The sequence below is a fragment of the Pseudorhizobium marinum genome, from assembly GCF_000705355.1.
In the GTDB taxonomy this organism is placed as follows: Bacteria; Pseudomonadota; Alphaproteobacteria; order Rhizobiales; family Rhizobiaceae; genus Neorhizobium; species Neorhizobium pelagicum.
Genome location: NZ_JMQK01000015.1, coordinates 1 through 13,132 on the forward strand (window position 1 = coordinate 1; position 13,132 = coordinate 13,132).

General features: G+C 57.3%; 12 protein-coding genes. 10 read left to right on the top strand and 2 right to left on the bottom strand.

Annotated elements, in window-relative coordinates; translation table 11 throughout:
• Positions 1 to 320: 320 nt before the first annotated feature.
• Positions 321 to 1,241 (bottom strand): phosphonate metabolism transcriptional regulator PhnF, encoded by a 921-nt coding sequence (gene phnF, locus EO99_RS0117045; protein ID WP_029619820.1) that lies wholly within the window; start codon positions 1,239 to 1,241, stop codon positions 321 to 323.
• Between the two features lie 31 nt (positions 1,242 to 1,272).
• On the opposite strand from phnF, the gene EO99_RS0117050 reads away from it, so the two are divergent.
• The 6 genes from EO99_RS0117050 to EO99_RS0117085 all read left to right on the top strand — a co-directional run bounded on the left by EO99_RS0117050 (position 1,273) and on the right by EO99_RS0117085 (position 8,720).
• Positions 1,273 to 2,409 carry an extracellular solute-binding protein gene (locus EO99_RS0117050; protein ID WP_029619821.1) on the top strand — a complete coding sequence of 379 codons (1,137 nt, stop codon included), beginning with the start codon at positions 1,273 to 1,275 and terminating at the stop codon, positions 2,407 to 2,409.
• 55 nt (positions 2,410 to 2,464) lie between these two features.
• Positions 2,465 to 3,292, top strand: coding sequence for an ABC transporter permease (locus tag EO99_RS0117055; RefSeq protein ID WP_408002878.1), 828 nt, complete (start codon positions 2,465 to 2,467; stop codon positions 3,290 to 3,292).
• On the top strand, positions 3,289 to 4,113 hold the full coding sequence (locus EO99_RS0117060; RefSeq protein ID WP_029619823.1) for an ABC transporter permease: 825 nt from the start codon (positions 3,289 to 3,291) through the stop codon (positions 4,111 to 4,113). Before EO99_RS0117055 ends, EO99_RS0117060 begins: the two co-directional genes overlap by 4 nt.
• 16 nt (positions 4,114 to 4,129) lie before the next feature.
• Positions 4,130 to 5,218, top strand: coding sequence for an ABC transporter ATP-binding protein (locus EO99_RS0117065; protein ID WP_051679921.1), 1,089 nt, complete (start codon positions 4,130 to 4,132; stop codon positions 5,216 to 5,218).
• Positions 5,219 to 5,235: 17 nt separating this feature from the next.
• Positions 5,236 to 6,129 carry a CehA/McbA family metallohydrolase gene (locus tag EO99_RS0117070; RefSeq protein ID WP_029619825.1) on the top strand — a complete coding sequence of 298 codons (894 nt, stop codon included), beginning with the start codon at positions 5,236 to 5,238 and terminating at the stop codon, positions 6,127 to 6,129.
• Between the two features lie 1,412 nt (positions 6,130 to 7,541).
• Positions 7,542 to 8,720 (top strand): MFS transporter, encoded by a 1,179-nt coding sequence (locus EO99_RS0117085; protein WP_408002879.1) that lies wholly within the window; start codon positions 7,542 to 7,544, stop codon positions 8,718 to 8,720.
• Between the two features lie 382 nt (positions 8,721 to 9,102).
• Here the strand turns inward: EO99_RS0117085 and EO99_RS28680 are convergent, their stop codons facing one another.
• Positions 9,103 to 9,426: an HPP family protein gene (locus tag EO99_RS28680; RefSeq protein ID WP_051679922.1), complete on the bottom strand. Its 324-nt coding sequence runs from the start codon at positions 9,424 to 9,426 to the stop codon at positions 9,103 to 9,105.
• A 399-nt stretch (positions 9,427 to 9,825) separates the two neighbouring features.
• Here EO99_RS28680 and gdhA point away from each other — a divergent pair, with 399 nt between their 5' ends.
• From gdhA to EO99_RS26775, 4 genes are all read left to right on the top strand, one after another.
• A complete protein-coding gene (gene gdhA / locus EO99_RS0117095; protein WP_029619829.1) occupies positions 9,826 to 11,187 on the top strand; it encodes an NADP-specific glutamate dehydrogenase in 1,362 nt (453 codons plus the stop codon).
• Between the two features lie 71 nt (positions 11,188 to 11,258).
• Entirely contained in the window at positions 11,259 to 11,576 is a 318-nt protein-coding gene (locus tag EO99_RS26770) for a hypothetical protein (RefSeq protein ID WP_235776860.1), read from the top strand.
• A gap of 575 nt (positions 11,577 to 12,151) precedes the next feature.
• The gene (locus EO99_RS0117105) at positions 12,152 to 12,421 is read left to right on the top strand and encodes a helix-turn-helix domain-containing protein (protein WP_235776861.1); all 270 of its coding nucleotides are present in this window, start codon (positions 12,152 to 12,154) and stop codon (positions 12,419 to 12,421) included.
• Between the two features lie 241 nt (positions 12,422 to 12,662).
• The gene (locus EO99_RS26775) at positions 12,663 to 12,935 is read left to right on the top strand and encodes a hypothetical protein (protein ID WP_210165088.1); all 273 of its coding nucleotides are present in this window, start codon (positions 12,663 to 12,665) and stop codon (positions 12,933 to 12,935) included.
• The last annotated feature ends 197 nt before the right edge of the window (positions 12,936 to 13,132 follow it).

A 13,132-nucleotide genomic window follows, 5' to 3' on the forward strand; every position in this document is an offset into this window, starting at 1 on the left:
CCCGTTAATTGGCGGGGGGATTACCCAAGCAGTTGCACGCTGCAGCTCTAATAGCTGTCCGTCCCTCTGCTATTCGTGGCTGTTGGTCGGGCTGGTGAACTCCGGATTCGTCTTTGGCATGCAAGACAATGGCTGAGAGCCTCTTTCACGATCTCCGGATCTAGAGCCGAAGTGGGCTCGTCAAAAAAAGATAATCTTCAGCATTATGCAAAGGGCGCTGGCAACCGTCATACGCTTCTGCTGCCCGCCTGCGACTGACGGTTTTTTGTCGGCAGGTTTTAGGCTTCGCGCCTTTGCTAAGCTGCATGGACCTGCTCCATTCACGCGCTCTGGAATGAAAGTCTTATCAGACGGCCGTTCATAACTGCTTGCTGCCATTCAACGATCCTTCCGCCTGTGAGCGCCCCACTCGCGACAACGTCCAGCACTGGCGAGTTCTTAGGGCATACGAGCAATGCGGCCTCGCGTTCATCCGCCAGCCGCGCGCCAACTGTCGTAGATTTCCGACGAAGCTCACCCAAAGCTGCTTTTCTGAGGATTTCGGTGAACGATCCCGTCTGAAGAAGTTTCTGCTGAAAATCATCCACCAGATCAGCGGGGAAATATCGCGTCGTTAGAATAAACGGTATGCCGTCACCTGTAATAATCGCCGTGTGGGAAAGAACCGGCTCCCCGACCTTGATGAAAAGCCGGTTGGCAAGTTCGGCATCCGCGGGCGCTACATAGCTTTCAACAAGGCGCGATGCGCTTGTGACGCCCTGCTGCTCAAGAACATCGCGGAAGCGAGACCCGGCTTCTATTTCATAGGTGACGCCGGTCCGCATGACATAGCTACCGTGTCCATTGATGCTCCGGATCGCACCGTCCTGCGAGAGCGCCAGATAGGCCCGCCTCACGGTATTACGACTGACTCCTGCGCGCGACGCCAGTTGATGCTCTGTCGGAAGTCTTTCTCCAGGCGCCAGAGTACCTAGCTCGATATCTGCTCTGAGGCTTTCGTAAAGTGCCTCCCACTGCGATTTCATCTGGGCTCCAGTCTCGGCGGCCTTTTCCCGAACCACAGATGGACTTAACACGATTTCTATAGCTGTACCTACAGCCGTCATCTGGTCTACATAATGCCTCGGTAATGGTGGTGCAGGACATTGATCCTGTCCATCTAGCAGTTCTTCGGTCTGCGGGTTGGCCAAACAGACATTCTCAATCGCGATAGCGGGCATCAGGGTGCGACGCGCCATCATGCTGCTTGATGCCCTGAATCTGGAGAAGAAGATGAAACGTAGACAGTTTACTGGCTCTGTTTTTGCGGTCGCGGCGTTTATGGCTGCACCCGGCGCGGCCCTTGCCGAAGCCAACCGCATCGACGTCTATATTACCGGCGATTCCAACATCATCAATTTCTGGAACAACGTCATCAAGCCGGCCTACGAGAAGGCTCATCCCGCTTACGAACTCAACGTGGTCAGCGCCCGCAACGCCATTGCGCCTATCGTGGAGCGTACTTTGGCAGCACTTGGTACCGACACGGATCCGCAGGTCGATCTCTTCGATGAGAACGATCCGAATCTGCCCAAAGGCGCGATCGAAAAGGGGCTCTGGGTCGATTTTAAGAAGGCCAATCTCGTAAACTACGCCAAGCTGAACCCGGTGACGCTGGAAACCAACTACGGCCTACCCTACCGCGGCACCCAGGTTGTTCTCGCCTACGACAAGACAAAGCTTGACCCTAAGGATGCCCCCAAAAGCTGGGAAGAACTCGTCGTATGGATGAAGAACAACCCAGGTCAGTTCGTCTACAATCGTCCAGATACCGGTGGCTCAGGCGGCAATTTCGTTCGCCGCGCCATTCACGAGGCCAATGGCCGTGACCCGTCGATCTTTCGCATTGACAATTACGTCAAGGGCGAAAGCGACGCTCTTCTGGCCAAAGGCTTTGATATCCTCAAAGAAATCGCACCCTTCACCTACGGTCCGGGGTCATACACCGCAGATAACATGCAGTCGATCCAGCTTCTCGCACAGGGCGTTGTAACCATGGCGCCAGTCTGGTCCGATATGGCGCTCGATGCCGTCAACAAGGGCGTCCTGCCGGACACGATCGGTTTCACGCAGCTCGGCGATCTCGCTTTCGCCGGCGGCTTTGCAGACATGACGGTACCGACCAACGCTGGAAACCTGGAAGCGACGATGAAGCTCGCAGACGTGGTTCTTTCTGCGGAAGTGCAGGCCAAGGTGGTGACCGAGATCGGCGCTTTCCCGGCGATCGGCTGGGAGCACCTGCCGAAGGAGCTTTCTGCGAAATATGCCGCAATGCAGCCGGCGTCCATCCCGACCTTCCCCGGCGGCCCGTGGGTTTCCGCCATCAGCGACGGCTGGTTCCGTAGCGTAGCGCCGCATGTCAATCGCTGATAGGTTGCAACACCAGACAGATGCGGCATCAGCCGGCGTCTTTGGGAGGGGGCTCTTGGGCCTCCTCCTGATCGCGGCTCCCGTTACGCTGATCGTGGGCTTGATCATATGGCCGGTTGGGCTTTCGGTCATCGACACATTGACCGTGGAAACCCCTGAGGGACTTGCGTTCAGTCTCGACGCATACCGCTTCTTTTTTACTGATGAATTCAGTCTGCTCAGCCTATGGATTACCGTACAGGTCGCTGTGATCTGCACGGTACTGCTGCTGTTGATCAGCTTGCCAATTGCGCTCTATCTTCGTTTTGCCGACACACGACTGGCGAGCTACGTCCAGGCTCTAGCGCTGTTCCCGCTCTTCGTCCCATCCATTCTGTTGGCCTATGCCTTGATTCGTACGCTGGGCCCGAATGGAACGGTCGATACAATCCTGTCAGCTGTCGGGTTGCCCAAGATACCTTCACCGTACCTGACCCCCTGGGGGCCGATCATCGGCCTCGTCTGGGACAACCTCCCCTTGACGCTGCTGATCATTCTTGCTGGCCTTGGGAATGTTTCGCGCGCCTCGATCGAGGCCGCACGAGATGCGGGTGCCGGCTCTCTGACCGTGTTGTGGCACATCATCCTGCCAAGGATCAGCAGCACCCTGCTTGTGGCAGCATCGTTTGTCATCCTCGGGCTATTTTCCGCCTTTACGCTTCCATATTTGCTCGGACCTGCCGTGCCGGAGATGATGGGGCCGTTCATGCGTCGCACGATCATCGACGTCGACGACCCGTTGCAAGCGCGGACCCAGGCGGTTGTGACGTTCGTTATCTGCGCTGCCTTTGCCATGTTTTACGTGCACTCGATAGCGCGCACCCGTCGAGAGCGTGCGTCATGAACACGATGTCCCGCCCGCCTTGGAAGCCGGATTGGAGTGGGTTCGTGATCGCCGCTCTGCTATCGATCGTCATCCTGCTGCCGCTGGTAAATGTCGCCATTTGGGCATTTACCGAAGTATGGCGCTATCCCGCTGTGATACCGCAGAAGTTCGGATTTCGTTTTTGGCGCGACGTACTTGCACGCAACGATGTCTGGGACGCGATGAGCACTTCGCTTTCGCTCGCGGCTATCGTGACGGCCCTTTCAGCAGTGATCTGTTTGCCCGCTTCCTACGCATTCGCCAGGATGAACTTCCCCGGCCGCAACCTCTTCTTCATGTCGTTTCTGACCGTCTATGCGTTTCCAAAATTCGGCCTATACATCACCATCGCAGCCATTTTCATTGGGCTGGGCCTGATCGGCAACTTCTGGGGCGTCGTGCTGATCCAGCTCGTCTCTACGCTCATGTTCATGGTCTGGATTCCCGTGTCGGCATTCCAGAATGTGGACGGTCGGCAGGAGGATGCTGCAAGGGATGTCGGTGCGTCTCCTCTGCGCGTCTTTTGGTCAATCACTTTGCCGCAGGTGATGCCGGCGATATCGGCGGCAGTCCTCCTGACTTTCGTCAACACATTTTATGAAACGGAAGTCTCTTGGCTCATCGGAGCACCGGAAGTGCGCACTGTACCGCTGCTGATGATCCGCTTCATCAACTCCGAGTTGGTCGTCCAGTACGGCGCCATTTTGTCCCTCATCATGTGGGTCCCATCCGTTGCGCTGCTGATCGCAGTTCGCCGTTTTCTTGGTGCCCAGGCTTTGGGCCGGGCGCTGGGCGCGTAAAGAAGGAGCAATTCCCGTGGCAAAGCTTGAAATCAGAAACCTCAGCCGGGCGTTTGGCTCCACGCGAGCAGTCGATGACGTGTCCTTGACGGTCGCCGACGGTGAGCTTGTCTGCTTGCTTGGCCCTTCCGGCTCAGGAAAATCCACGCTTTTGAGGATGATGGGAGGCTTTGAACGACCAAGCGCCGGTTCCATTTTTATCGACGGTCAGGACGTCACCGAGATTCCACCCGAACGCCGCCCCACCGGAATGGTGTTTCAGAGCCACGCGCTTTGGACGCATATGGATGTTTTCGGCAACGTCGCCTTCGGTCTCAAACTCAGACGGCAGGCGCGCCACGAGATCCAGCGTCGGGCGGAAGCGGCCCTAGAAATGGTAGGACTCGCGGGCTACGGCAAGCGCCGGCCTAATGAATTGTCCGGCGGGCAGCAGCAGCGCGTCGCCCTGGCGCGCTCGCTGGTTCTGGAGCCGAAGATCCTTCTCTTGGATGAACCCTTCGCAAGCCTCGACCAACACCTGCGCGAACGTCTACGCGAAGAGGTGCGCGACATTCAACACCGCGCGGGCATCACAATGGTATTTGTCACCCATGGTCAAGACGAAGCGCTTGCTCTCGCCGATCGCATAGCGATCATGCGCGATGGTCGGCTGGAGCAGATAGGCCGCCCAGATACCATATACCGGCAGCCTAAGACGGAATTTGTCGCGGGCTTTATCGGTCAGATGAATCTGCTTGCTGGCGAAGTTCGTCAAGGGACTCTGGCGGCGAGTGGTATTAGCTTGCCTGTCTCGCTGGATGAAGGCCTTGCCACGCTGGCAATCCGTCCCGAGGACATAAGCCTTCAAAAGGCAATCGGCGAGGATGGCGCAGTCGTCCATCGGGTGACGGACTTTGGGACACACCTGTCTGTGGAACTTCGGACCCTTCAGGGCTTAAGGCTTAAAGCTATGACGGAGCCTGCCCAAGGTTGGGTGGCGGGCATGTATGCCTCCGTACATCCCCGCAAATTCAGCGTTTACCGCGACGGGCGTCTTTGCGCTCTGACGGCTCAAACATCCGGCATAGAACTGCCGGCCAAATCTCAGCAACTTGAACCCGCTTGATCCAAAGAGAGCAACGCATGCTTACTGCCTTCCAGTCCTCCGGACGTCTCCTGCGCGGCAACCTACATTGCCATTCGTCGCTCTCCGACGGCGATCCGACACCCGAACGAGTTTGCGCCTTTTACGAACAGTCAGGCTACGATTTCATCAGCCTCACGGACCATTTTATGGAGCAATACGGCTATCCTGTCGTCGATACCTCTGCCTACCGCACCAAGGAGTTCACGACGCTCATTGGTTCCGAGCTTCACGCGCCTGGCATTGGCAACGGTGAGATCTGGCATGTGATAGCCAACGGTCTGCCACTCGATTTTGCGCCCCAGCTCAATGAGACGGCCGCGCAACTCACTCAGCGAGCGCTTGATGTCGGCGCGTTCGTCTCCTTAGCACATCCGGCTTGGTATGGTCTCACGCTCGAAGATGCGCTCGAACTGCCGCAAGTGCATGCGGTCGAGGTGTATAATTCGATCTGCGATTGGGAAACCAGCCGCGGCGATGGCGGTTACCTGATAGACCAGCTTCTGAACAGCGGGCGCCACACCGGCGTCATTGCCACCGACGATGCTCATCGTTATCAGGGCGAGGTGTGCCGCGGATGGGTCATGGTGAGGGCCGAGGCCAATACGCCTGAAGCCATTCTGGAAGGGCTGAAGGCGGGCGCTTACTACGCATCGCAAGGACCAGAATTCCTGCACGTGGAGATCGATGGAGATTTCCTCAATGTCGAGACCTCCCCGGTGAGTAGCGTCTGGCTGGTCGGCCATGCCGCAAGCTCGAAAGTCATCATGGGGCAGGACATCACCCATGCCCGTCTGCCGTTGGAGAAGTTCGCGGGCGGATGGGCGCGTCTCGTCATTGCCGAGGAAAACGGCAGCCGCGCCTGGAGTAACCCTCTTCATCTGGCGAAATAGTATTCACCATCATAAGTATGCTGGCAGAATGCAAAATAACCGACAGGGGAGGGGCCGGGCAAGCTCTCTGTGGACTTGTCGACTAAAGCAGGTGGGCCTCTCGAGAGATGGCTATGCACGCATCGCCAACTAGGCCCCGACAGTCGCAGATCGCGAGTAAGTGGCCCGGCGCCGCGATGAGCAGATGAACCGTCTCAATCGTTCTGCTGTTCGATCTGGTCCCGTCGCAGTTTCGTCGCCCGAGGAGGGTCGTCGCCAGGCGTCCAATAGCGCAATGTTGGCTCCACTTTCTCAGAAGTTGGAGCCTCCGGCAAACCCGGCGCGGTTCACTGGTGAGATAACTCATCTTCGCAAAAAGCTCTTTGGCCGCTGCGAAAGGTAGTCCGAACCTTAGTGGCTCTTCTGCCCCTATGTTGAATTCCAGGACCAATAAATCTCCCTCCGGAGAAATCAGAGCATCAGCGGAATCCGCCTGCGCGAATTCAACCTTTCCTATCCTAGCCGGCATTCGCTTGCCCCCGTTGTCGGTGCGACAAGAGAAACACGGGGCAAGGCATGAGTCGAGTCCGTCACATCAGGAGAAGCATCATGAGCCGTGCAGAGATGCGCGAGAGGTCGAGGAATTGCCTCAACCGGGCCAGACGCCGCTTGCCAATAGGTTTCGGACTGAGGCCCCGCAGTAAAGGCGCCGCTCCTAGCCGCGCTCCCAGACCCGTTGCCCGTCGCGCATCAACCAGCGGCCATCGAGGTCGCGGTCGTTGCGGGAGCCGGCGCCGTGATCCCGCTCGTTGTCCCGATTTCGGCTATCATTACCATCGCGACGTCCGTCCCACCATCACCACCGCGCCTGTCGTCCCCGCCGAGTGTTCACGGCCGTCATCTCGGTCACGACGGGCATCGCGGTCCGGCTCCTGTCGCCTGGATCGTTCCTGTCAACACGATCAAAGCGCGGCCCCGAATTGCGGGCGACGTACGAACCACCATCGCTGACGCAGCCAGTTGCTATAAAGCAGACAAGAGTGAGAGTTGACGCGGTGATAAAGTTCTTGTTCATGATGCACTTCTCCTCGATGCGTGGGAGATGGGCTCCATTGCAAGATGGCAAGCTCAGGAGAGCTGACGATAACGCTTAGAGCGACTTCAGTTGAGCGGCATTCATTCGAATCGGATGGAGGGGCGGGCTTTATTGCTCTGGGAAGTCCATGAATGCCGGTGTTCCATGTGTTGAGGTGCTTTAGGTGTTCGAGGACGGCGAAGCAAGTAAGCTACACCATCGCAGCCTGTTCCTTCGGTCGTTGCGTCAGAGGATGGACTGCTTGACAGAGCGAGTATAACTATGATGACCCATCAAATTCCCTCGTCGTTGAAATGGTTTAATAATGTCTTTGATAGCCAGTAGACCAAAGACCCACATGGCTGTTCTTCTCGCTCTTGGCTCAACACATTTCTTAAACGATCTGATCCAGTCGCTGATCCCGGCCGTTTATCCCATCATCAAAGACGCTTACGCCCTCGACTTCGTGCAAATTGGTCTGATCACGCTCACATTTCAAATCGCCGGCTCTCTCCTGCAGCCGGTTGTCGGCTTTTACACGGACCGAACTCCGTCCCCTTATTCGCCGGTCTTGGGGATGGTTTTCACGCTCTCAGGCTTGCTCAGTCTTGCCTTCGCCTCAAGTTACGCGCTGATACTTGTTTCCGTTGCGCTGATCGGGATCGGATCGTCGATCTTTCATCCTGAGGCGACCCGAATGGCACGCTACGCATCGGGCGGACGGCAGGGGCTGGCACAAGGTGTTTTCCAAGTGGGAGGGCAAGCAGGCGGCGCACTTGGACCTGTGTTTGCTGCAATTATCATTGTGCCATTTGGGCAATCAAGCCTTGCCTGGTTCACTGTGGCAGCCCTTGCCGCGATGTCGTTGATGATTTGGATTGGGGCGCAGCATAACGTAATTAGTCAACAATTTGCTGCTTTGAGGGCATCATCCGCTGCCGGAGCTCGTGGCGCTCGCCCGTTGGCTCCAACCACCATCGGGCTTGGCCTGTTGGTCCTTACGCTTCTTATGTTTTCCAAGAACGCCTACAGTGAGAGCTTTCGGTCCTTCTACACCTTCTACCTGATGGACCGCTTCCATCTGTCGATTCCAGAGTCCCAGATGATGTTGTTTATCTTTCTCATTGCCGCAGCAGCCGGGGTGCTGATCGGGGGCGTCTTGGGTGACAGGATCGGTCGCTACCGGATCATTTGGATATCGGTCCTGGGCCCGCTGCCACTGACCCTGCTCTTGCCCTATGCAGATCTTTTCTGGACGGGAATTCTCACGGTTCTCATCAACCTGATCATGGCCAGCGCCTTCGCCTCGATCTTGATCTATGCGATGGACCTGTTGCCAAACCGTGTGGGCCTGATTGGCGGCCTTTTCTATGGGTTAAATTTCGGGCTCGGTGGAATTGCTGCGGCCATCCTGGGAGGGTTGGCGGATAGCTATGATATTGAAACCGTCTATCGCATCTGCTCGTTCCTGCCGCTCGCAGGGCTTCTTGCCTGGTTCCTCCCTAGAATTGAGGACGATGACCCGGCGCGAAAGTAGACGTCGCAGCAGCGACGTCGGCAAACATGGGCAGCACCATCTTCGAAAGCCGGAGTGGCGCAGTGCTGACAGGCATGGTCTTTAGCGCGTGAGACAGCAGGTAAGAAGCGCCTCCGTAGCACAGCCCCATGATCAGGGTGGACGTCAGCTTGGTTAAACTGTTCTGACTTTTGCAGATAGGTCGTCCCGACGACCTCCAGAATGTTCGGATGTTGTGGTTTAGCAGCTGCCAGAGGGCGTGATCAGCGGTGCGATCTATTCTGACGGAAGTAGTGTCACTCGAATAATGTCTTCACACCGGATGTGGTCGTTCGATCTGGACATGGCCTCGAGTTGCACCTGTCGATGTCGAATGCCTCGTTCATCTTGTTCAAGGCGGCATCTATATCCGTTTCGCCGAACCCGGGCCGTTGAGCCGAAGGCACGTCCTTGGTTTGATGAACATTGACGACGGGCGCGGCAACATGCGGATAGTTGTGACGAGAAAGCTTGTGGAGAGGACGCACAACACAATGAAGATGCAGGACTTTGGGGCCACTGGAACCAACGGAAACAGAAGGCCCCAATTGGCGACAGTCGAATCGCCGATAACGGCAGTCAACGCCGCCGCACCTCCTCGGGGATGAAGGCAGCGGGTAAACGACGTGGCGACGATGGCGAGAGAGACGTCGACGCCCGTTGCCACGACGGGGTCGTCGATTAGCACCCCTGAATTAACTCCGACTAAAGCGAAATCGTGTTTCCTCCGACGATCGGCCGCGGTTGGGCCAACGGACCTGACGGAACTGCAAACAACAGCATTAGCTCCAGCCAGAAGATCCCGTCACCAGCGACTAGAACCGGGTGCCAGGCAAACCACGGGTTCCGTGTCAAGGCGCCAATCCGGGCGACAAGCAAAGGCAGATGGTCGGAGCCGTCACCGAACAACAAGCCGGTAATCATTCCTAACGATCGGTCCGCTTTGTGATTTCGCTAGCGGCAGATGCACTGTATGAGGCAGGAAGATGAGCTGATCGATTCTTCCTGAAGGTACCAAGAAGGCCGGATCTGATGGTCGTCGTGGTTAGCATTGGGATCAGCTGGCGGCAAAGAGGTGGTGCAAGTAATGGTCAACGTAGATGAAAAGCTCGAGCCGATCCTTCAGGAGGTCCTGAGGCGAAATGCGGGAGAGCACGAATTTCACCAAGCGGTGCGAGAGGTTCTGGAGAGCCTGGGGCGGGTCATTGCCAAGCATCCTCGCTACCTTGAGAACGCTCTCATCGAACGTATCTGCGAGCCGGAACGGCAGATCATTTTCCGGGTCCCATGGGTCGACGACCAGGGGCAGGTCCAGATCAACCGCGGCTTCCGGGTGCAGTTCAACTCGGCGCTTGGCCCATATAAGGGCGGCATCCGGTTTCATCCGTCCGTCAATGTCGGTATCATCAAATTTCTCGGCTTCGAGCAGACCTTCAAGAATGCGTTGACCGGTCTGCCGATCGGCGGCGGTAAGGGTGGCTCCGACTTCAATCCGCGGGGCCGCTCAGATGGTGAAATCATGCGCTTCTGCCAGTCCTTTATGACGGAACTTCATCGTCATATTGGGGAATATACGGACGTCCCGGCCGGCGACATCGGCGTGGGCGGGCGTGAAATCGGATACATGTTTGGCCAGTACAAGCGGCTGACCAATCGATATGAGGCGGGCGTCCTGACAGGCAAGGCGCTATTCTACGGCGGCTCACGCGCCCGAACGGAAGCGACGGGCTACGGCAACACCTATTTCGTTCAGTCCATGCTGGCGACAAAGGGGCAGAGCTTCGACGGCAAGCGGGTCGTCGTTTCAGGCTCAGGCAATGTCGCAGTGTATACTATTGAAAAGGTGCAGTCGTTTGGCGGAAAAGTTTTGGCCGTCTCCGACAGTTCCGGGTACGTAGTGGACGAGAATGGTATCGACCTGAAGCTCCTCAAGGAGATCAAAGAAGTTCGTCGCGCCCGTATTTCCGATTACCTCCGCGCCAAGGGGGAGGGCAAGGGTGTCTATTTTGTCAATGCGGACGCAGGATCGATTTGGGATGTCGCATGTGACGTTGCTATGCCATCGGCTACCCAGAACGAGCTGACAGGGAAGGATGCCAAGACGCTCGTTGAGAACGGCGTGATTGCTGTCGGCGAAGGTGCAAACATGCCCTCCACGCCTGACGCGATCCGCCTCTTCCAGGAGGCGGCCGTCCTCTTTGCGCCAGGCAAGGCTGCCAATGCCGGAGGTGTGGCGACTTCTGCTCTCGAAATGCAGCAGAATGCCTCCCGCGACAGTTGGACCTTTGAGGCAACTGAGGCCCGGCTTGCAAACATTATGCGCAACATTCACGACACGTGCGCCGGGACAGCCGAGGAATACGGCGCACCCGGTGATTATGTGCTCGGGGCGAACATCGCGGGCTTCGTTCACGTTGCTCAGGCTATGGATGCACTCGGAGTGATATGAAGCAGCCGAGAGATTAGCCAGTGCCCTTTCAAGCCTCCATATTTTCGGGCGGAACTAACAGGACCGGCGCCATGCGTTCCGATCTCACCGCCAGAGCAGCACACTCCGCCGCCCCCCATGAATATGCAGCGCTAAGATCAGTGCGCTCCCTGGATGCTGCTCGCCGGCCTCGGCGCGCTCGCCGCCATTACTGCCGGGCACAGACACTCAAACGCCTCGACGCCTCCGTCGTCATGCCGATGGACTTCCTGCGCGTGCCGATGGCCGCGATCGTCGGCCACTACGCCTATGCCGAAACGGTCGATCTGTGGGTATTCCTGGGCGGCTGGATAATCGTGTTTTCCAACTACCAAGCAGTGATGATGGAGCGCCGGTTGGCCATGATGTGAGGTGCCTATGGTCGTCGCTGCGCAGGTTGCAAAACGATCGAATCCTGTAAGTCCGCCGACGTTCTGGTCGACGCAAGCACCGCCAAATTTTGGCATCTGTCTTGGGCCACCCTTTCTTCAACATCGATGACGCATTGTTCGACAGCTGAATCAGCGTTTTCGCAATTCGGATCGTTTCTGGATCCAGTTACGAACGGACTGTCTTCACGGCCGGCGTCAAGCTCAACCAAACTTGATAGCCCCTCAGCGTCTCAAACCCCAGTGAGGGTAGTGCCTCTGAGGGTAGATCAAAGGTGAGTATTTTTCGGTGATCAAATTACAACTCTGAACAAGCGGTTGCGCCTCCATCTTGCCGGTTCTATCCCCTGCGCGCTGCATCGATTGCGCCCGGTTTGGTCGTCCTCCGTATGCCTGAGCGGAAGAGACTTGCCCACCCGAATTGCAGCAAGTATCGTGAGCAGATGTCCGCAAGGCCGCAAGGGAAGCAGCACTCGGCTATGCTTGTTTGTCCACTGAGGAAGGGTTGAACATAAATGTCCATGATTTCTGCAGCTCAATGTCGCGCCGCGCGAGCCATGGTCGAAATATCCCCGGACGTCCTGGCCAAGCTCGCCGGCACGGAGGTTTCCGTGATAGAGGCTTTCGAGAACGGGCTGGGAAAACCGAACGACGAGATCATCGCGCGGCTACAGAGAGCGCTTGAGGATACAGGAGCAACGTTCCTCTACGAGAACCGGGCCGGTGAGGGTGCAGGTGTGCGCCTCAAGTTCGACAGGTCCTCCACCAGAAGGATAGCAGTTCTTGAAGGGGAGGGCGGGGTCGTTGCTCCAGATGACGTGCCCTAATCGCCTTCGCGACGGCCAAGACTATGAGATCTGCAAGAGCTGGGAGCGTTGCAGCACGCGGCGCAGAAGATTTTGATCCAGGTGTTCAAGGTCCTGGCTCTGTCGATAGCCTCGACGATTGCGGTGCTGGTCATTTCAAGCCACCGTCGCTCGAGGCGCGAAGCGCCAACCAGGTGGTGAGGGCAAGCGAGTCAACGACCTTGGGAAGGCTTTCGCTTTCCGTTCGGAGCAGCAGGACGACTTGAGCGGCGTCCTGCCCTTGCTCGACGGCCCCGGTGCCTTCATAACGAGGATCGCACTGATCCGTGCGGCCGAAGTCGCTGTCGATGCGCTGAAACGCTTCGATGCATCCGTTGTAATGCCTATCGACTTCCTTCGCGTACCGATGGCGGCGGTCGTAGGGTACTACGCCTACGCCGAGGCCATAGACCTCTGGGTCTTCCTCGGTGGCGGTTTCATTCTGTTTTCCAACTACCGTCCGGTAATGGCGGAGCGGCGGGCGATGCTGACATGAGGGGTTGCGTCAGGCTTTTGCGGATGCTTGCGGCGAGTTCGCCGAAGGCTTCCCAAATGCGGAATTGTTTTCCGCCTCCAGTACTTGCACAGCCCGGATTGGTTGGCCGATGCGGGCTTCGCGGCGCTTTCTCTTGTGCCACCGAGACAGGAGACGCTGCCATGGCAGACGGCAGCACCATAACAACCAGTCAACTT